16 protein-coding genes are annotated in these 20,607 nt (G+C 41.4%); all 16 read right to left on the bottom strand.

What is annotated here, in order from left to right; translation table 11 throughout:
- Nucleotides 1–20: 20 nt before the first annotated feature.
- Nucleotides 21–281, bottom strand: coding sequence for an NVEALA domain-containing protein (locus DW657_RS12365; protein ID WP_118312741.1), 261 nt, complete (start codon nucleotides 279–281; stop codon nucleotides 21–23).
- 14 nt (nucleotides 282–295) lie between these two features.
- Nucleotides 296–835, bottom strand: a complete 540-nt coding sequence (locus DW657_RS12360) for a hypothetical protein (protein ID WP_147381938.1) — start codon at nucleotides 833–835, stop codon at nucleotides 296–298.
- Between the two features lie 13 nt (nucleotides 836–848).
- Nucleotides 849–1,208, bottom strand: coding sequence for a hypothetical protein (locus DW657_RS12355; RefSeq protein ID WP_118312739.1), 360 nt, complete (start codon nucleotides 1,206–1,208; stop codon nucleotides 849–851).
- Nucleotides 1,209–1,376: 168 nt separating this feature from the next.
- On the bottom strand, nucleotides 1,377–3,071 hold the full coding sequence (locus DW657_RS12350) for a hypothetical protein (protein WP_118312738.1): 1,695 nt from the start codon (nucleotides 3,069–3,071) through the stop codon (nucleotides 1,377–1,379).
- Between the two features lie 30 nt (nucleotides 3,072–3,101).
- A complete protein-coding gene (locus DW657_RS12345; RefSeq protein ID WP_118312737.1) occupies nucleotides 3,102–6,281 on the bottom strand; it encodes an efflux RND transporter permease subunit in 3,180 nt (1,059 codons plus the stop codon).
- A 6-nt stretch (nucleotides 6,282–6,287) separates the two neighbouring features.
- A complete protein-coding gene (locus DW657_RS12340; RefSeq protein WP_118312736.1) occupies nucleotides 6,288–9,368 on the bottom strand; it encodes an efflux RND transporter permease subunit in 3,081 nt (1,026 codons plus the stop codon).
- A gap of 15 nt (nucleotides 9,369–9,383) precedes the next feature.
- A complete protein-coding gene (locus tag DW657_RS12335; RefSeq protein WP_158556347.1) occupies nucleotides 9,384–10,463 on the bottom strand; it encodes an efflux RND transporter periplasmic adaptor subunit in 1,080 nt (359 codons plus the stop codon).
- 5 nt (nucleotides 10,464–10,468) lie between these two features.
- Nucleotides 10,469–11,947: a TolC family protein gene (locus DW657_RS12330; RefSeq protein WP_228119457.1), complete on the bottom strand. Its 1,479-nt coding sequence runs from the start codon at nucleotides 11,945–11,947 to the stop codon at nucleotides 10,469–10,471.
- Nucleotides 11,948–12,011: 64 nt separating this feature from the next.
- Nucleotides 12,012–13,739: a hypothetical protein gene (locus DW657_RS12325; protein WP_147327924.1), complete on the bottom strand. Its 1,728-nt coding sequence runs from the start codon at nucleotides 13,737–13,739 to the stop codon at nucleotides 12,012–12,014.
- 27 nt (nucleotides 13,740–13,766) lie between these two features.
- Nucleotides 13,767–15,692, bottom strand: coding sequence for a hypothetical protein (locus DW657_RS12320; RefSeq protein ID WP_117664058.1), 1,926 nt, complete (start codon nucleotides 15,690–15,692; stop codon nucleotides 13,767–13,769).
- 41 nt (nucleotides 15,693–15,733) lie between these two features.
- On the bottom strand, nucleotides 15,734–16,780 hold the full coding sequence (locus DW657_RS12315; RefSeq protein ID WP_118312734.1) for a hypothetical protein: 1,047 nt from the start codon (nucleotides 16,778–16,780) through the stop codon (nucleotides 15,734–15,736).
- Between the two features lie 264 nt (nucleotides 16,781–17,044).
- The gene (locus DW657_RS12310; protein WP_118312733.1) at nucleotides 17,045–17,296 is read right to left on the bottom strand and encodes an NVEALA domain-containing protein; all 252 of its coding nucleotides are present in this window, start codon (nucleotides 17,294–17,296) and stop codon (nucleotides 17,045–17,047) included.
- 23 nt (nucleotides 17,297–17,319) lie between these two features.
- Nucleotides 17,320–17,865, bottom strand: a complete 546-nt coding sequence (locus DW657_RS12305; RefSeq protein WP_118312732.1) for a hypothetical protein — start codon at nucleotides 17,863–17,865, stop codon at nucleotides 17,320–17,322.
- A 92-nt stretch (nucleotides 17,866–17,957) separates the two neighbouring features.
- Nucleotides 17,958–18,128 carry a hypothetical protein gene (locus tag DW657_RS17860; protein ID WP_153128154.1) on the bottom strand — a complete coding sequence of 57 codons (171 nt, stop codon included), beginning with the start codon at nucleotides 18,126–18,128 and terminating at the stop codon, nucleotides 17,958–17,960.
- A gap of 116 nt (nucleotides 18,129–18,244) precedes the next feature.
- Nucleotides 18,245–19,372: a hypothetical protein gene (locus DW657_RS12300; RefSeq protein ID WP_118312731.1), complete on the bottom strand. Its 1,128-nt coding sequence runs from the start codon at nucleotides 19,370–19,372 to the stop codon at nucleotides 18,245–18,247.
- A gap of 164 nt (nucleotides 19,373–19,536) precedes the next feature.
- On the bottom strand, nucleotides 19,537–19,695 hold the full coding sequence (locus DW657_RS18175; protein ID WP_153128155.1) for a hypothetical protein: 159 nt from the start codon (nucleotides 19,693–19,695) through the stop codon (nucleotides 19,537–19,539).
- Between the last annotated feature and the right edge of the window lie 912 nt (nucleotides 19,696–20,607).

Below are 20,607 nucleotides of genomic sequence, written 5' to 3'. Positions count from 1 at the left end.
TATCTCTATTATTTACAACTTTACGCCTGCACTTTTTGATGGTCATCAAGTGTCAACACACCTTGTCCACTAGCAGTACTTACATTTACACTGCATTTCCTTGTAAGACTCACATAACAAGGAAGATAGACTCCACCAGATTCTGACTGGGAAAGTGCCTCAACATTTTCCATCAACACAACATCTCTTGAAGGGTTGTCTTCTGAATAACGGCTAGAATAAGCCATTGCACCAGCACAAGCTATCGCAAGGCATAATGCTCCTAAAAATTTATTCTTCATATTCTGCACTTAATTTAAAATTCAAGAATTCTTTTATAAATATTTTTCACTTTTTCATTTTTTATGGGACTACCAACAAACAAAATTTCATTATTTTCTCCTAATAAAAATGAATGATATTTATTATCAATCGGCATAGAAGGATTCAGCTTTCTAAACTCATACGAAGTATCAATATAGACAGAACTCTGTAAATCCGTAACGCCTAGTTCTAAATTTATATCATCCATTTCAGATGGCTTGGGAGCCACAATAAAAATATAGTTTATATCTACACCCTTAGCTCTAGCCTCCATTATCAAAGGATTCCAAATGCGAAGTTTATTCAAGGCACATGGGGTACACTCTGTAGAATCTATATATTCAACCATCGTGTACTTCTTATCCAGTTTATTCAGAGGATTACGCCGACATTCCATCTTGTCTAGGCACAACTCAATCGGACGAGATTTCATTTGTTCAATCTTGTCTCTCACTTGTTCCTTCTCCGACTTGCAGCCCAAAAAGAGCAAGCATATCATTATACCAATTATTGACAATCTAGGATTCTTCATTATTACTAGTCCTTTATAGATTGATAACTCCGCAAAACTCTGTATCGCCATAAAACATATACAAAGTAAACTCGCCTTTCAAACCATCAGGGAAAACAACATTGGCACTACCCTCCGAAGCCATCTGACTATAGACCATCCTATCACCTCTATATACATATATTATAGTGGGTGAGTTGCTTAACTCAAAGGACAATTCTTTATCCTCCAAAAACACTTGTGGTGTCCAAGTCAGCTCTCGCTCCCATGGACGACCATGTTTGGTCGGGTTTTCATAAGAGTTTGGTTGCATTTCCACTCTAACTTTTATTCCTGCCCATACATTTCCATCTAGAAATAGGCACGTAAAGATTATTAGTAACAATCTATTCATATTATTGTTAGTTTTTATTATTTTTGCTTGCAAAATTAGAGAAAAAATGCTTATTTTCCAAATAAAAGCACTACATTTAGTACACAACTTTTCACATAGCCGAATTTTCCATATTATAACAAACAAAAAAACAGCACCTTAACTAAAAAAGTACATTTAGTACATTCTTCATTCTATTCTTTTTATTAAAGCATCAAACCTCTTTATATTGTCAGTTTTAAACAACATCACAACTAGCTTTTTACGCTTGTTAGTAATGCTCTGCTTTGATACACCCAAAAGATTAGCTATCTGAGAGGGACTGAAAGAAAGTCTCGTCAGCAAGCAAAGCTTCAACTCTTCATCCAACAAATTCTCAAACAAAGACATTTTTTTCCAAAATGCAGGCAGATTTGTTTCAACTAAATTCTGTAAGTCTTTCCATTCACAAACAGTTGGTTGCTTACCAGCATCTGCGTATGCCTGAAATAACTGAACTATCTTGGATTCCATAAATGCATTCTCCTTTTTCCATTTTTCTTCATTCTCATTCGTTTTATAAACACACAACACACCATTCAGATTTGCCATTTTTTGTTTTTGAAGTTGTATTTCTTTTTGGGTTGAAGCCAATTCTTTCTTAGTTGTATCATATTGAGTTTGCATTTTTTGATTCTTTGTCCGCAATTTCTTTACAACAATGAGCAACACAACAATCATCAAGAGAGCCGCAAATAGGAGTTTCCAAACATTTTTTGCTTCTTCAGCTTTTCGCACTGCAACTTTCTGACTTTCTGAATAATCGAACAAAGCTTGTACCTTGCCTACCTCTTTTGCTGAATTTCGAAAATTGGCAGTATCGTTTGCATCAGTATACAAATGTGCATATTTCACGACAGAATCCGTCACACCTTGTAGCGCATATATAGACATCAAGCCCTTATATCCTGCCTCCAAATCTTCTATATCAGAAGGATAAGCCAACAATCTACGATAGCAATACAAAGCTGAATCCAACTGCCCAACCCCTTTATAATACCAGCCAAGATAATGATAAAAATACTCTGTTCCCGGATATATAGGATTTCCTTTTTCATCCAATAATTTGGACTTTGCACGATATTCATCTAGTGCTAGCTTAGCTCTCACATAGTCTTTTTGTCTTAAATAGAATTCTTGCAATGGAGCTAAAGCTGCTGCGGCATAATCATACTCACCCATATTTTTGTAATATCGATAAGCCTGAGAGGCAATATGAAAAACCGAATCCATATAGCCTAGCTGATAGTAAACACTACCCCTACGTTCCTGTACTCGAGCATATCCCAATGTATCGTTCATCTTCAAAGCTACTTGTGCCTTCTTATCAAGTATCTTCAATTCCATTTGTGGATAACGCTGCAATCTATAAACATCCGCCATTTGTCCATAAATTTTAGACAACAGAGCGAAATTACAGTCTCGTTTTGTTGTATCATTTTTTACGACTGCCTCATTATAATATTGTAGAGCCATAGGGCTATTTCCTCTGTCACGATATACACAACCCATCATATAGTTAGCTAGTGCCTTTTCTCCATCCTTGCCCCAAAAAGAATAATAGTCCAAGACCTCATCCATATAATTGATGGTATCCATCGCATAAAAGAGCTTATTCATTGCTTCTGTGCGAAGCAACAAAAATTTCATTCTGTCAGACTTAGAGTATTCAGCAAGATGCTTATTTTCCTGGCACAACATAGTCCAAGCTGTGTCGGGGTGTTTCTCCAACACACTCTCTATTTGAAGTAACCGTTGCTTCTCATTTGATGTACAGGCCATCAGAAATGGCAACAGCAACATCAAAAGTAACTTAATATAGCTTTTATTAAAATATAACATCATAATCAATTTCTTTATCTATAAATTTACTAGTTACCGCTTCCCCTTCGCCCCAAACTTGCAAAAGATAGGCATGATGAATATCAGCGCAGGAAGGGAGAAAAGCAGTCCTCCCGTCACTCCCGTGGCAAACGAGAACCAGAATGGCTCGTCCTTGCCATCAAGGAAAAACGGAATCAGCCCCACAATCGTAGAAGACACCGTCAAGAAAATAGGAATAATCTTATGATTGAAGGCTCTGACATAATCCCTTATCTTGCCACGGTGCGACAAGCGATGCATATTGTTATATTGACTCAAAATGTAAATGCCCGAGTTCACGACTATACCAATCAGCAACACCAAGGAGGCGAAGCCTCCGCTGCCAAAAGGAATTTCCGTAAAACAGAAAGTAAGGAAGCTGCCTATCAACGCCACTGGAATGACGGAAACTATCACCAGCGACTGGCGAACAGACTCAAACTGAATGGCACAAATAAAGAAAACGATCACCACTATCAAGAAAAGCAACCAATAATTTGATTTTTCATTGATAGACCTGTGGTAAGAAGCGTTCTCGCAACGATACCCCACTGGCAATGTCTTATTGAAATACTTGAGCACTCCGTCTATATACTCGGATGAGTAGGTATAAGAGCCCATCACATTGAAAGCCACATTCAGCATATACTCCTGATTTTTCTTAGGGATGACATTCTTCGCCTCACGGCGTTCCATCTTCATCGCCTCTGGCACAAACAGCTCGCTAGAGTCCACCTTCACCTGTTCGTTTTCTACATGCCACAAGTCAAAAGACGTTGGAGGCAACGGCTTGAGATATACGTCAGACTCTATGTTATTATCCTTATAATACCCTACATAGCTAGACATCAAGATGTTTTCCAGCGACCGATGCGCATCATCTACAGCCATCTGATAAAGAGCCATTTGCCCCTTTTTGTAGTCCATGAAGAATTCAGGCTCTTGATTTTCAAAGCCCGGGGTCTCAATGGTCAAGTCCTGCACACGTGGATTTTTCTTCATATAACGGCACACGTCCTCAGCCAGACGATAGAGCTGGTCGTAATTATAGCCAGAAAGCGTCAGGCGATTGCTGCGATAGAGCAAGTTCAGGGCATTGCTAAACCCTCGCTCGCTCACGCCATAAGTGCTCCAGTCAGCACCGCCAATCGTTATCACCTTGCCTATCACCTCATTTTCCAGGCGATATGGGAAAGAGGTCTTGTCAACGCCCTGCTTGAAGTGAACAACGATTTCGCCATTTCTCCTATCAATACGAGTGACGAACTCTTTGATTTCCTTATATTTCTTCAGCGTTTCCTCCACAATCATCATCTTGGGGTTAAGCTGCACTGCTGTGCCGCCCACAGGCATCTGTGCTCGAATGTGCAATACCTTTTCCGCATTCTCATCACTCCGATGGCTATCCTCATCCAAATAATCGGCAAACATCTGCACGGTGCCTCCCAACCATTCCGACAACAACGGCTTGTATGTATCCACAAACTTTTGGTTGCCAAATGTCTGGTTATAAAGCACGTCATACCAAGGCAAATGTTCATCATCCGCCTGTTCCGTTCCGTCAGCTTCGCTATCCGTCCCCAAGCGATCCGGCAAGAATTGGAATGGAATGCCGAATGCCAACACCAACAAGACATAATACACCCATTTACGATGGGAGGTGAATGCGATATAACGGCAGTAGAAGCGATTGCATCTAACGACCACCCTACCCAACCTGAGATGTTGCCTTTGGCTGCTATATTGCCAACGGTCAATGATGGCTGGCACAAAAAACAACGCCACGACCAAAGACACCACCAGATTGATGATGACTATCCAAGCGAAATCATACAAGTCTTGCTGCAATTCCTTTGGAAGGAAAAAAATGACCACCATAGACCCTATCGTAGTGAGCATAGCCGCCAACAGAGACAAGAAAGCCTTTCGGTTGTGATAATATCCATAATGATCGACCATCACAATCGTAGAATCTATGATAAGACCTAAAGAAACTGTGATTCCCGCCAAAGAATAAATATGTAATTGGATATCGAACAACCAAAAGACTATAATAGCTATCAACAGATTGGCTGCCAAAGTGGAAGCAATGACAACCAAATACTTCCAGTCGCGGTTGGTAAGCCAAACAAACACCAGCAGGATGGCAAGCGACATCAATGTTCTTCTCAGCAACCTCGACATCTCCTCACGCTGTTGCTTGGCACTATCATACGACAACTGGAAATACACCTTCTGATGAATGCCAGCCTTCAATTGTTCCATCTTCTCCTGAACGACATCCGACATTCTCACGGTCTTACTATCCGAAGGAATATAAACATTGATATATACCGTGTTCAATCCATTCACCCGATAATAGCTGTCGGGGTCCTGATTCTTCACTTGCACGGCAGCCAAATCGTTGAGATAAACCACCTTTCCATCTATATTTTTCAAAGGCATCTCCCCCAAAGGTTTTCCAAACAACTCGGTGGTGAGATGCAAGGCTATCTTCTCTCGGTTTCCCTGAGCCGTCGTGTTCATCACCGTACCGATGATTTCATCCTGCCCCATATAGTTGCGTATGCCATCCGCAATGTCATTCGACGTGATGCCGTAGGCAGAAAGTGCCATAGGGTCATAACTGATTTCCACGTATGTATCTGTCGTGCCTGTCACTTCCACCTTGTTAACGCCATCCACAGCTTCCAATTGCCTGACCACATTCTCCTTCACAAAATTCTTAATCAACTCGGGCTGTATGTCGGCATTCACCAGGTAAGTCAGCAACAGTTTTTGGGCATTGTGCGATGCCATGCCGCTGACCACCTCGCCTCCCATCAGCGTAGGATAAGAAACGCCCTTCGGCAATCGCTCGTGCGACTGTCGCAACAAGGAAGAAATCTCGAACCTGACGGAGGACACATCCACATTCTCCTTCAGATTGACCACGATTTCACTTTTGCCAAAATAAGACTTGGAAGAAACACTCTCCACCCCTTTCAGCGCAGACACCATTCCCTCTATCGGCGAGGTGAGATTCTGCTCCACCACCTTTGCCGACACATGAGGCCACTCGTACTTGATGGTCATGCGCTTGCCCTGTCGTGGTGTCGGCTCAGTCCCCACGTCGATGAGGGGAGCCAACGCCACGCCAATAATCATCAAGATGACGAAAGTCAATATCACACTAAAAGAGGATAGTTTCATCGTATATCAATTTTTCGTTTTGTCTGTTTTCTTTCTATATATTGAGTAATAGAGGATTGGCACAAAGAAGATGCTCACCAAAGTGCCTATCACCATGCCTATGAGGATGGCTAGCGACAACGGGAATTGCATGTCGGCACCTATGGAGCCTCTCGACATAAATGGCAACAAAGAGAAAATGGTGGTCAGCGAAGTCATGATGATAGGCATCAGACGCTCATGCCCCGCCCGCTCTATCGCCTCCATCAGCGGCTTCCCTTCACGGCGATGATGATTGATGGTGTCGATCTTCAAGATAGAGTCGTTGATGACAATGCCCGCCATCACGATGACACCGGTCATCGACATGATGTCGATGGACATTCCGAGCAACCACAACACCAACAACACGCAGAACACATCCAGCACGATTTCCGACAAGATGATGGCTGGCTGTATCATACTTTCAAACTGTGCCGCCAGAATGAAATACAAGAGCAGCAAGGCAACGACCAAAATCCAGACCAAGCCCATGATCATCTGCCGACTGGAGAAATAGTCGCCACTGGCAACAATCCTCACATCGTCATGCTGAGCCTCGTATTGCGACACGAAATCCAGAATCCGTCTCACCTCCTTGCCAGAGGCTTGTATGTCAACAGGTTGGTATTCGCCCCCTTCCGAGCCATACAGATGCTTATAGTCATACGCCATACGCTCCTTCAGCAACAGGCTCAAAGGTATGCTCACCCCATCCTTGGCATCAATGGAAGACGACAATATCGACTCCCTGTCCGCCTTCGACGAACCTATCACCACAGGCACGCTTCCCGCACCTTGGTTGATGCGCAAAGCCTCGTTGGTTCCCGATATCTGGCGCAACCTATCACATAGTTGGGCGTAAGAGATGCCATAAATGGTCATCTGCTCCACGTCAGCCACCAACTGCAAGTTCTCCTCCGTCACCACAGGTGGAATCATCACTTCAGGGAAATGCTGGCGCAAGCTGTCGGTGAAAGCCATAGCCTGCGACACCGTAGGGCGATGTCCCCCAGCGTCTTGCAACTTCAATCGCAAATCAGGTTCCCCAGAAGAGAATATCATATCGAATAGGTTGCCCGAAGGAGAGAACGAGACAGACGCATCGGGATAAGCCTCAGCCACATACGACTGCAATCGCTTCTTGGCTTGCAAGAACTCATCCACCGACTCACACTTAAAATACACCAATGCCTCGGAAGAGGTAATGTCTTGGGTATGGAACAGCAAAAAGTCTTGCGTACCCACCATCGAGGTTGTCGCTTCCACCCCTTTCTTGCAATGCTCCAGCACTTGGCTAATCCTCCTATCGTTCTCTTGCACCGAGATGCCCGCGTTCCAATCCACATACATGATGGCATCCGTATAGCTCACCTCCGGCATTTGTCTTTTCTCAGAGATTAAAAACATCACCACGAGTCCCGGGGCAGAGAGCAAGAACAAGAAGAGACAGAGGCGCAAATGAGCAAACATCCAGCTCTGCGTCTTCTCATACCAGCGTAAAATCGCCAGATTCGTTTTCGTCACGTTTTTCTCGTCATCTGCCACCAAAGCCTCGCCCTTCTCAAGCTTGCGCTTGTGCACCTTTTGATATAGCACCTTGAAATATACAGGCAGCACGATCATACTTACAGCCAACGACGCAAAAAGGGCTATGGCAATGCCCATACTCTGGTCGTAGAACAAAGCGCCCGTCATTCCACCGATAAAAATCAACGGCACGAAAACACTGCAAGTGGTCAATACAGAACTCAACATCGGCGTAAACACCTCTGCGGTTCCCTGGCATATCGCCTCAGCCAAGGTATTGCCACCATGCAATTTCTGCAAGATGTTGTCTATCACAATGATGGAGTTATCCACAATCATACCCACACCCAGAATCAATCCCGACAAGGATATGATGTTGAGGGAGATGCCCAACAACTTGAATGCCAACAGCGTGATGAGCAAAGACAATGGGATGGACAATGCCACCAACATAGCCAAGCGCCACTTACGCATAAAGAACAACAAGACCAACAAGGTAAAAAAGGCTGCCGCCAAAAGGTTCCACTCCAAATTGTTGATAGAATAAGACAACAACTCCGTTTGGTCTCTAGTTATGTCAAATTCCAAATCAGGATAAGTTTTCTCCAGGTCGGCAATCACATTGTCCACCTCGCTCTTCAGCTCATCCATCTGTGCATCATTCTGCTTGATGATGCACAAGGTAACGCAATTCTTCCCATTATGCCTGACGATGTTTCTGCGTATGGCAGGATGCTCCTCTATCTTACACAAGTCCTTGAGCTGGAGCATCCGCCCCTCATGGTTGATATAAACATTGCGCACATCATCCACCGTCAAAATCTGACTGTCGAAATGCACATTATACTGGTAAATGCCATCAACCACCGTAAGGGCAGACAATCGGATGTCATTCTCAGCCAAGGCTCGCTGCAACTCCTCCACCGTGATGCCCAAAGCCGCCAGTTTGTCCGCATCAGGCACACACTGAATCTCGGAGGTAGTCAGTCCGCTCATATCCACCATGGCTGTGGACGGCAACTGCTCCAGGCGACGGCACACCACATTTCGGGCAAAGTCGCTCAGTTGGGCAAACTTTGCCGAAGCCTCCTGCCCCGATGGTTCTCCACGGAAAGAGACGTTGAGGAAAAAGGCAGGAATATCCGAAGCACTCGCCTTGATGACCTTGGGACGAACCACATCTTTCGGCATATTTCCCATCGCCATGTCGATTTTCTCATTTACCTCGATGAAAAGCATGTCGATGTTGGCACCAGGCTCAAACTTCAACAAGATATTTCCCACATCCATTCGAGAGTCTGAGCTGATGCTCTTCACGCCCGACACTTGCGCAAGCTGCCCCCTAAGGGGAGCTATCACACGTTTTTCCATCTCTTGCGCAGAGCAACCTGGCATACTCTCCTGCACGGTAATCTGCGGAATGTCTATGTCGGGCATCAGCGATACGGGAATGTTCTTGATGCCGACGATGCCAATCACCACCAGGGCAATCAGTATCATCGTTACCGCCACCGGACGGTGAATCAAATACTTAATCATAGGCGTTGACAGTTTTTATCTCTTCTTGATTTTCACCTTCGTTCCATCAGCTAGATTCAGGTTGCCGGAAGTGATGACCACATCTCCCGCATGCAACTCCGTCTCCTTGCGTTCGCAGCCCTTGATGGCGTATGAGCCAATGTTGCTATAAGCGATATCCACGTATGTCCACACAGCCTCGCCATCCTTGTAGAGAAAGACCACATGATAGCCATCACGTTCCACCACAGCATCCTTAGGCACCACAAACGATTGAGCCACATCATTCTCTATGATAACTTTCACATTCATGCCATCGAGCATTTTTCCCGAAGGATTAGGAATGCGAGCCGTTATCTTGATGAGTCCCTTCTCGCTCACGGTTGGGTTGATATTTGTTACCGTACCCGCATACTGAGCCTTCTCGTCAACAAAAGGACTCACTATCACCTTCTGTCCCTTGTGGATATTCTTGATTTCAGTCTCCAACACACTAAACTCCACATCGAGTTGCGTATCGTTGATGACTGTGCAGAGCTTATCCAAACGTTGGTTGCGCTTATTTTCCAAATCGGCGATTCTTCCGGCAAAAGGAGCCACAAGCGCACATTTGTCTATACTGTTGCGAGCCGACTGCAACTGGTATTGGGCCAGATAATACCCCGATGCCACCTTGGCACGGTGCATCACATCGGAAGGCACGTTGGCAGAAATGCCATCATATCCCAATCCGATGAGCCTGTCGGCCAAATCTACCTTTGCCTTTTCCAGTTGCTTGGTAGCCTTCTCCACTTCCAGAGCGGCGTCGCCACCATCGGTTTTGGCTATCAATTGTCCCTTAGCCACCCTGCAGCCATTATGCACATATACCCTCTTCACGATGCCTCCATCGGTAAAGGCAAGCTCGCATTTCTCGATAGCCCTCAGCTTGCCATTGCATATCAACTGGCGATGAAACGTCTTCCGATGTAATTTTATCGTATCCACATAAACATCAGTAGGAATACTTTCAGCGTTTACCATTTTTTCTTCCTCCGCATTCGTCTTCTGTCGGCAAGAGGAGTTCAATGCCGACACCACGATAAGCGCAGCCCATATCACATTTTTTATTTTCATCTTCATTATTTTCCGTTTGTTTGAACCAATTTATCAAAATCAACCGTTAAGTCTTGATGCTTATCCCAGTCGTACAGGGTGTATTTACGCAATGTATAATAATAAGACCAATACGTCTGAAGTTGGCTAATATATTGCGACTTGGCGGTCTCTAGTTCTTGGATGGCAGTATTGAGTTCCGTAACGGATATATTGCCCGTCTCGAATCTCTTTTTGGTAATCTCATATCTCTCGTTGGATATTTCCTGCGCACGCATCGAAGTGCGGCATTGCTCGGATTGGAAACTGAATTGCAAGATGTCTCGCTTTATCTTTTGCACATAATCTTGGTCAGCCTGTTCCTTCTTGGTCTTGGCAAGTTCCAGGTTAGACTTCGCCACCATCACCTTTCCCTTTTGCACGCCCCAGTCGAAGATAGGCAAGGTAACGGTCAAGCCGATGATTTCATTGTCTTGCAGATGACTGTAAGCCGCGGCGAAACCATCCGCCGTGCGATTGAAGCCCACCTCGGCATTCAGCCTCATCTGGATGCCCTTGACAGATTTTGCCTGCGCCAGGTTTTGCTGCGCCGTCAACACGGAGATTTCCTGGGTTAAAGAATGCGAAGAATTATCCCACGCCTTTCGCAACACCTCGTCTGCATTCAGCACCATATCGGCAACATTGGCAGGAGGAATGAGTTTCGCATCCTCGTAATCCGTCACACGAAGATAGGAAAAGAGGTCGAACAAGCTATCGTCCATTTTTATCTTTGAGTTGTTCACCTCCACCTTCGTGTTCAGCTTCGACAATTCCAGTTGCAGCAGGTCGCTCTTGGTAATGGTGCCTAAGTTAAGACGCTTCTCCGAAATCTTATACAGGGCCTCCAAATCAGAATATTTGCTCACATTTTGACTATAGTTTGACTGGGACGATATGGCTTGGAAATAGAGCGTCGCCACCTGTATGGCAATGTCCTCCATTTTTTCCAAATACACCTTCTTGGCTTTCTCAAACTCCTTGGGTTCCGTTTTCTTGCGCCATTTCAATTCGTTGTACGACCTCAGCGGCTGTGAATAAGACAGGCGCAAAGGCAAGGTATTGTACGTGGTCATCTTATAGTCGAACTGGTCGAGTCGATACAAATAAGACTTCAACGACAAGGTACCCCCCAAGGAAGCTATTTGCTGCTCCACCGACAAGGTCAGCGAATTGGTGAGGGAATTATTATCCACATAGTTGATTCTACCATCCTCGGAGTTTCTTGCCTCCACCCTGGAGTGGTCGAAGTTCATGAGACCTCCCGTCAGACTCACCGAAGGCAGCAGTTCTGCCCGAAACGACTTATAAGCCCAATAGCTAGACAAAAAGCTGAAGCGAGCCAACTGAGCATCATAGGAATTCTGTTGAGCGATAAGGATAGCATCGTTCAAGGAAATTACTTTTTGTGCTCTTGCCGTCAAGCCAACACATAGTAACAACAGCAATATGATTATTTTCCTCATTCTCGTCATTGTTTAGTTTTACGATTATAGATTTGGTTACAAAAGTACTATTTTATATTGACACTCACAAACTTTTCAGACATTTTTTTGCATTTTTTTTCATATCACTCACAGCTTGCGATGACACCTTTTCCTGAAAGTCCAATATTTTCTTAGCAATCACCCTCGCATCCGCTTGCCGATTCAGCTGCTGATACAAGCACATCTTTTGGTAGAGCGGATAAATACGATTCGGCATTTGAACGAATGCTTTATCATAACAAATCTCAGCTTCCCGATATTGTCCTAAATCCCGATGGTTATTGCCCATCAACACCCAAAACATAGGGTCATTGCTCACCAAGAGACCTCTGCGAAGCATCGCATTGCTATCCATCCAATGTTTGTTGACCCGCAACAAATGCGCATAATCAAACAAGAAGTACTTGTCGTCTTCACATAATGGGAGCAAGCGATTATAATCCTGCAAAAAAGTTTCATGAGTCATCCTTGCCATTGTCTTATAAGACCTATGGGCCTGCAAATGTCGGTTCGCTAAGTGGTAGCACAATCCCATCACGCCACACAACGGCAAGCAGAGCAAAGCTATCTTCCTCCCCGAAAAAGCAACACCCAAGCTAGACCTCTCGGCAGCCTTCGCCATCAATACGACCATAACCATCTGGTAAGGGAACAATTGAAAAGAATAAGAGAACAAGGAGAAGACCACCAATGCGACAGCCCCTCCCAACAACACAACTGAGATCTTTCGCAAACGCCACATCGTCACTCCCACAGTCATTAGGCAGAATATCACACCTATCCACCCTTGCTCCACACCGACTTGCAATATGTCACAGAATGCATAGTCAATAACATCGGCATTCATAGCATACGAGACAATATTGTCTTTTGAGGAAAAGAAAGTTTGCAACACCTTGCCATATTCGCCAGCAAAGCTCCCCAGTCCTGTCCCTAGCCATCCATTATCCGTCAACATGCCCAAAGAAAGCCTCCAGATGAACGTTCTGCCAAGAGCCGAACCTTGTTTCAAGAAAAACAAGTATGCCCCTATTCCGATTGCCATAAACGTCAAATATACACAGTACTTTCTTATCAAGCCTCTATATTGCCAGCACAACACTACCGCTACAGCCACGATGGCGCTCCTGCTCCGAATCAACGCCAGCATGACCATCCCCACAAAAAGAACAAAGAGATTTCCCTTTATCATGATGGATTTTTTCCATCCACCGAACTGTTGCTCTTTCCTCAGCCAAACGATAGCCATCGCCACTCCAATGGCGATAAAAGCTGTATAAGGTCCTGAATTGAAAAAAATTCCTTTTATTGCAACGGAAGCACTATTATAGCCACCTCCACAAAATTGCCACACCCCCAATAAAAGCTCATATCCACACACCAAAAACAGTGCACTTTCTATAGCTACTGTTCTAACCGCAAAGCCAATGAATAAAAGCCTCAGCATCAGATACAATACGAACAAAGATGTATAGGTAACAACCTGCCGAGCGCAAGGAACCTCCGATGGCATATAGCCTCGCACTAGCACATACTGCCACCAACAAAACACCAGCAAATCCACAAAATCCAATCGCCAAAGCAAATGTTTACCTCTGCACAAGCCATAAATACAAAAGAATGCGCATAACACACTTCCTATGGCACTACCATACAGCAAGGGTTCAGACCATAACGGAGTCACTGTCTGAACCGTAGGGAGCAGACATAGCAGCAATGGCAAAAATCCTATTCCCTTTCTGATATCGTTATCGGAGCTAAAAAGTTTCACTTATCTGTTTTATTGATACTTATCTGTTTATTTTATATCGTAACTAAACACCTGCTTCCCATTTTCATAGAAAAACACCTGTTCTTCCTTGCCTTGTGTCAAGTCTCGAAGCCAAAACAAGGCATTCTTGGGACCACGGAAAGCCACTGTCTTGCCTGTAGCTACAGTCTTACCCAATGATACCCATCCTTTGTCACCAGCATAATATAAGAGTTCGTATGTATCGCCAGCCCACACGAAATTTCCATCTGTTCGAGGATAGAAATCTACACACCGAATGGAAGACGGAGTATCCAGCTCATAGGTTAAACTTTTATGCTGCCCACTATAAAAGGTTGTCAACATATCATGGTCTGTTACATTCTCTGGTTTATAAGTAGAATCCACTGGTGTAAGCAATTTCAAGACTATAGGCTTCCTACATAAGGAATCCTCATAAATATCCAAATCAGCCAATTCCATTGGCGCTTTTTTAGGAGCATTATAACGCAGATAGCGAAAACAACGCCTATCAGAAACTCGTATCTTCAGATTGCTATAATCCAAAGTATCTCGAAATTCATACAACTTTTTTGCCTGTACAAAACTTTCATCCACGCTTGCCTCTATGCTCGATCCTATGATAGGACGCCAAAGCCTCTCAGCAAACAATTTGCCTAAAGGCATCTTCCTAGACAATACCATATCGACATAACTTCCAGAAATCGGTTTTAAAATTCTGCACTTTCTATTTCCTGAATAAAAAACAAATGGATACCCCACAGGAATACATTTGCCATTAGCAGCATCATAACATATAGGCTGATAAATAAAATTTGGTTCGATATTATCAAACCGCACCTTCTTACCTTCACATACTCCTACATCAATTGGAGTCCAGCCTTGAGGTGAGAATATTCCGAGATAGACTCGCTCCTCTTGCATGTTCAAAGGAATCTCCACATGGTTTTTACCGAAATAATTATCTGTGACATCATGTCGGAAGAAATTTCTCATTTCTAAAGGTATTTCAGAGACATCTCCAAACTTCCTTACTTGATCTTCTTGCAATCCAAAACAGCTTCTATACACTTTACCTTTCTTACGCCCATCAGAATGAGGAAGCTTGCGTGTAGGCACAAGGTCATCAAATCCGAATTGTATATAACGACCAGTAGTATCTCTTAACGCAAGCCATTGGTGTGAAGTATGATTTGCGTACATAAATGCATCAATAGCCACAGGAATGCCACAAGAGCGCATAGCATACAGCCCGATGTCGCAACTCTCACGGCAAGTACCAAACTTGGTTGAGAACAAGAAAGTCGCCTCAAAATGTGGAGCTGAGAAATGTGAGTAATATTCAATTCTTTGTTGGGAAATATGCTCATTGATTATGCGGCAAGCCTCTACAACATCACTACCACGGTAAAGAGAATCGAGCAAAGAGCCATAATATGCCTTATATAATGACCTCCAGTTTGTTAATGGTTCGTTAGCGATACGATAAGGCAACAACAATTCACAGAAATCCTCAAAACTTAAATGTTTATTCCAAGGATACCTTTTCCAATCATCAAAAGCCTTATCTATGTTGTCTATTAAATAGTCTGCCTTGATAACCTGAGCATCATATACCTTTGGCAATGACTCAAATGGGTAATAACGCCATTGACTTCCTCCAATCTCGCTCATATCACCCACTTTCGGATTCTTGTAGGCTGTTGCTAGTATATTCTTCAAGGAGTCTAACGGAGCACCCTCGTAACTATACCAATGGGGCATATTGCGAATCAGGAACTTAGCAGCCTCTAGTTTTTGGGAATCATCTTTATAATGTTCCAACACTTTCTCCAATTCCCCACGGTTCTTTCCAGCAAATTCCAAGGCAGACTCTAGGCGTTGTTCGCCAGAGTCCACCACAGAACATGCTGTCAAGAACAGCAGGAAGAGAGCTAATAGGGTTTGTTTCATTTCAAATCATAAATACTATATCCGTTATTTAACAGAATATTCTAATAATTGAATTTTAGCAAATTTTCTTTGGCATCCAATGGATTCCAAGAATAAAAACAATGTCCGTTAGGATTTATCTTACACCGTAGAACATCTGTTTTTGGAACTATGTGCTTGTATGGGATTAAATTTAGAGAATATATTTCAATCTCAAATTTAGGACTATACAACTTATAGTTAGATGCCTTTGAGATAAAACCAGGCTCATACCCCATATACTGAGCCAGAATATTACTGTCATTCATATCAACAAACGAGTAGTATATTCTTTTGGAACCAGACAAATCGATTTTGTCCTTTACAGCTTTGATCTCAGAAATTTTAATTTCTCCAAAGTTGTCAACACCACCCACAGCTATTGCATTTATAAACCTAAAACCGATACAAATCTTATTTTTTTTGTAAGCAAAATGATAATCTGCAAAATTTCGGTGTTCTGCATCCAGCCCCAAGCTATCAAGCATATTATAAACAAATACAGATTTTTCCTTCTTTTCGTTATACGTCTGCAAATCACGATCCAAAGTATTAAAAATGAGGATGGAGTCATTTACTCTATACACTTCTTGTAAAGGTCCGACAAAAGGGAGTTTCAGAGACTTGCTGGCAATAAAGATTGCCTTTTGAGAAGTTACTTTATACTTCAAAATTTTGTATTTAGCCTGATCTATTATTTCCAAAGTATCTCCATTCGGATTTTGCACCATATCCATAGCCATGGTTTCGTTTTTTCCATGTCCCTTTATCGCAAAACCATAAAGATATTTGTTTGTCACCTTGTCGTAAACAGAAAGTTGTTTTTGATGAGCCTCCACATCATTTTGAACCACATAGTATTTGTCCATTAACACCAAATCAAGTTGTTTGGATGCATTATCAATGTAAGTTACAGAAGGTTTTATCTCAACCTTCTGTTGAAACTTCGCAATATTAGATTCCTTATCTCTAGATTTGTCACAAGAAATTAACATGCAACAATTCATAAAAATAAATACAAGATAAGCAAATACTACTTTTTGACTTTTATTTAATGTATTATTCTTCATAAAATTTTTTAAAAAAAATCAATTTAATCTACAACGCAAATTTTGCGTTGTAGATTTCAAAATCACACTAGAGCAATGAGTCACCTTGAAAAAGTGCCATCAAAACAGAGGGGTACCTCAAAATGCTTACAGTTTAAAACTTAAAAGCATAAAAGGAATCATTCTGTATGAAATTCATTGCATGAAAGAACCTATTTTAGGCTTCTTTTCGTTGTTTAACTTTCAGATTGATAGTGCTCTGACTTTTTCAAGTGGACTCTGCAATTAACATCCCCACAAATTACAACATGAAAAATGATCATAATTACAATCACACTCCAAAATTTTATCAGTTCCCCAGCCGATGCTTCTACAACCTTTTGGGCATTTCGCACCACTCCCTTCCGAGTCACTGAGAGCCTCCACATTTTGCATCATCACATCATTTGATGGTGTCGCAAAGATTTGACTAGAAAAAACTAACCCACCAGCACATGCTATCGCAAGGCAAGCTACACCTAAAAGTTTTTTGTTCATAAATAGTTAACATTAATTAGTTGTTATTTAACACCTATGGTCTTTCCATAGATTGCTTTAATTTTATCATTGTCAATAGGGCTTCCTACAAATACGATTCTGTCATTCTTATCAAGGAGAAAAGAATGATATTTTCGTTCATTAGGAATAGACGGATTTTGATTTCTAAAAACGTATGCAGTATCCAAATATATAGAACTTTGCAAATCTGTGATGCCTAACTCTAGATTGATGTCTTCCATTTCAGATTGCTTAGGGGCAACAATGAAAATATAGTCAATGCTTATCTTCTTCATTCGAGACTCCTTAATCAATGGATTCCAAAAACGAAGTTTGCTTAAAGAACAAGGAGTGCATTCTGTAGAATCCACAAAGACAACCATTCGATAATCCTTTGTATTTTCTGCCAAAGGAACTTTTCGGCATTGCATTTGTTCAAATTTGAGAATAACAGGCGAAGCCAACATCTGATCTAGATGCGACTCTACCTTTTTTATTTCCGAGTTACATCCAGAAAAACAAAACATTATGCTTACTAGCAACATTGAAAGGGTTAGCTTCTTTTCCATGAATTTGATTTATATTTTTATTTTTGCAAATATAAGAAAAATTAGCATACCTTCCAAAACAATTAGGGAAATTTAGATGTTTTTTGGGTTCATTAGCAAACATATCTGGTTTGCTCTATCATCTTATGTTCCAATACCTTCTCCAATTCCCCACGGTTTCTGCCAGCAAATTCCAAGGCAGACTCCAGGCGTTGTTCGCCAGAGTCCACCACAGAACATGCTGCCAAGAGCAACAGGAAGAGAGCTAATAGGGTTTGTTTCATTTCAAATTATAAATACTTGTTGTACTAATTTCCACTTGGAAAGAAAAAGCTAAAGTCTAAGACCTGTATGATTCTGACAACAAATTATAAGCAACATTGTCAATAACAAAAAAAACTTACTTTTCATTTATAGCCAATTTAAACTTATATCTCATATAATAGAACTTATCATTTTCTTGCCTTGGCAAAAGAGAAATTCCATAAAAATAGCCATTGTAATATCCTAAATATTTAAACATTGATGGCATTTTAAATTCACCGACAAGATTATCATTAGAATATATTTGCATAACTGTTTCCCCTGTAAGCATATTCAGCATTACGGTTCTTACCAAATATCCATTATCAAATTTTAATCCAGAATTTATGCTTAATTTTGCAACATCTTCCTTAAAAACAGAATGATCTTTAACCAACCGTTCTGGATAATCACGCTTGGCACCCTGCGCCTCAAAACCAATCGTATATAACAACTTGTCTGGGTATTTATAAACATACACCAGTGAATCAACGGAATGATTTACATACAAAGTATCACCAATTTTATCATATTGGAAAAACTCCAACACATTAGACGGTTTCCCCTTAAAGATATCAGGAAAATTACCAAAGACCTTTGTCACCTTAAAATTATTAGAATTAACTTCAGCAAAAATATGTCCCTCCTCATACCGTTTCTTGGTAATATTGGTTAAATTTCTATCTATTATTGACACAGGAAGCATCAAGGTCGAATCATTTACCTTAGAGATATTCATACCGAATTCTGTCATATACATTAGGTTGTACAGAGCAGGTGAGTCAAAATCCTGCTTTTTATCATTCCAACCAAAGTCTAATTTTGATATTTTATCTATTTGCCCTTTTCTGTCATCATAAATATAGAAGCCTAAAGAACTGTCCATTGCATAATACTTATCTGAACCATTGATGGGATAAGCATACATCAAAGACGAAAATTCGTTTCTTCCATTTCCTTTATCAAAATTATGCCCAAGTTCTTTACAATTATTTAAATTAAAATGAAACAAAGTACACAAAGTCATATCGGCAAAAGTCAAGACAGAATCTTTCATATAGAAATTTCCGTTACCGCTTAAACTATCGGCTACTATTTTCAATGAGTCCATACAAACTAAATGGCATTTGTCTCTTAAATTTTCCCCTAAATGAATTTTCTCAGTTTCTTGACCACAAGAAGCCATTAAAAAAGAGAATAACATAACAACAATATATTTCTTCATATCTTCTATTTTTTAGGATTCTCTACGTATGGATAGAGAATCAGAACAAAATCAGTTATCTACAATTTCCATCGTGATTAGCACATGGATCTCCGCCACAATATCCACCATCAGCATTAACTGAGCAAACATTAGGAGAAAACCAATGGATCTTACAATAGCATTTAACAATCTCCCCCACCATTCTCTCCGCCCGACAAAGCCTCTATATTATCCAAAAAGACTTGGTCGCTAATAGTAGAATTTCTACTCATATAATACATGCTCAATATAACAAGCACAACACCAGTACAAAAAGTACCTACAATTTTAATTTCTTTCATGAGTAACATATTAAAAGATTAATAGCAAATGTTTATAATAATGGGCACAAAAATACACTTTTTTTCGAAAAAAACACGCTATTATGCGTTAAAAAAACATAAAGTCAACTATTTGTCCACTTTCCGCATAAAGCGATTTCTATCGAATTTTCCGGATTAGGCGAACTTTCGGATTGTGATTCAAATGAACCTGGAAGACGCGTTCCAAGTCTTGTCCTAACGGTTACCTCAGTTCTTTAAGTTTTTCACCAAAGGTTGCTGCAATGTGGGTTAAGGTGGATAACCAATCTCCTTTCACAGAATGTGGATTGTTCTGAAAATAAGAGAGTTAAGTATGAAAGGAAAAATCTCTTTATTTTGAGATGGTAATTGATGGCTAAGCTTAAATGTGGCGATGTGGATAGTGAATAGTGGGTGTCTTGATAATGAATAGTGGGTGTCTTGATAATGAATAGTAAGTGTCTTTGCTATGAATGTTGGGATGAAGCATAGTAACCAGAAGGATGATGGATAGGTATTGGCAGGCGAAAAGGGGCGATTTATCGGATGGATGACTAAGCTCGTCTATATGGATGACTCGGGTCATCTATATGGCTCACTCCGGTCATCTATATGGATGACCTGGGTCATCCGATACAAAGAAGCCTTTACTATTCCTTTTGTGACAGTTGCTTTCTCCCTTAGACTAAGTTGCCTTCTCCTTATATTAATAGTCCTTTCTGCTGATTATTATTGTTGTTTCAGAGAATTCTCCTTTCACACTTAAGTAATTGATTATATGCACATTCTAATAATTGTGAAAGGAGAATAAAATTTTAATTGCTGCTTTTGAGAAGCTATTTCTGAAGGTGAATTTATGTTGAATCGGCTCATAATATTTATTATACCTAAAATCCGCAACTATCATCCAAT

Origin of the sequence: Prevotella sp. AM23-5 (assembly GCF_003473645.1) — a bacterium.
Lineage (GTDB): Bacteria > Bacteroidota > Bacteroidia > Bacteroidales > Bacteroidaceae > Prevotella > Prevotella copri_A.
Note: the sequence above shows the minus strand (reverse complement) of the source record. Positions and strands in the feature narration are given on the sequence as shown.

Excerpts from the sequence above, each read along its gene's own strand:
- DW657_RS12340 (WP_118312736.1), bottom strand. The coding sequence starts at position 9,368 with ATGATTAAGTATTTGATTCACCGTCCGGTGGCGGTAACGATGATACTG.
- DW657_RS12300 (WP_118312731.1), bottom strand. The coding sequence starts at position 19,372 with ATGAAGAAATATATTGTTGTTATGTTATTCTCTTTTTTAATGGCTTCT.
- DW657_RS12315 (WP_118312734.1), bottom strand. The coding sequence starts at position 16,780 with ATGAAGAATAATACATTAAATAAAAGTCAAAAAGTAGTATTTGCTTAT.
- DW657_RS17860 (WP_153128154.1), bottom strand. The coding sequence starts at position 18,128 with ATGAAACAAACCCTATTAGCTCTCTTCCTGTTGCTCTTGGCAGCATGT.
- DW657_RS12360 (WP_147381938.1), bottom strand. The coding sequence starts at position 835 with ATGAAGAATCCTAGATTGTCAATAATTGGTATAATGATATGCTTGCTC.
- DW657_RS12310 (WP_118312733.1), bottom strand. The coding sequence starts at position 17,296 with ATGAACAAAAAACTTTTAGGTGTAGCTTGCCTTGCGATAGCATGTGCT.
- DW657_RS12305 (WP_118312732.1), bottom strand. The coding sequence starts at position 17,865 with ATGGAAAAGAAGCTAACCCTTTCAATGTTGCTAGTAAGCATAATGTTT.
- DW657_RS12355 (WP_118312739.1), bottom strand. The coding sequence starts at position 1,208 with ATGAATAGATTGTTACTAATAATCTTTACGTGCCTATTTCTAGATGGA.
- DW657_RS12320 (WP_117664058.1), bottom strand. The coding sequence starts at position 15,692 with ATGAAACAAACCCTATTAGCTCTCTTCCTGCTGTTCTTGACAGCATGT.
- DW657_RS12365 (WP_118312741.1), bottom strand. The coding sequence starts at position 281 with ATGAAGAATAAATTTTTAGGAGCATTATGCCTTGCGATAGCTTGTGCT.
- DW657_RS12350 (WP_118312738.1), bottom strand. The coding sequence starts at position 3,071 with ATGATGTTATATTTTAATAAAAGCTATATTAAGTTACTTTTGATGTTG.
- DW657_RS18175 (WP_153128155.1), bottom strand. The coding sequence starts at position 19,695 with ATGAAAGAAATTAAAATTGTAGGTACTTTTTGTACTGGTGTTGTGCTT.
- DW657_RS12330 (WP_228119457.1), bottom strand. The coding sequence starts at position 11,947 with ATGAGGAAAATAATCATATTGCTGTTGTTACTATGTGTTGGCTTGACG.
- DW657_RS12335 (WP_158556347.1), bottom strand. The coding sequence starts at position 10,463 with ATGAAAATAAAAAATGTGATATGGGCTGCGCTTATCGTGGTGTCGGCA.
- DW657_RS12345 (WP_118312737.1), bottom strand. The coding sequence starts at position 6,281 with ATGAAACTATCCTCTTTTAGTGTGATATTGACTTTCGTCATCTTGATG.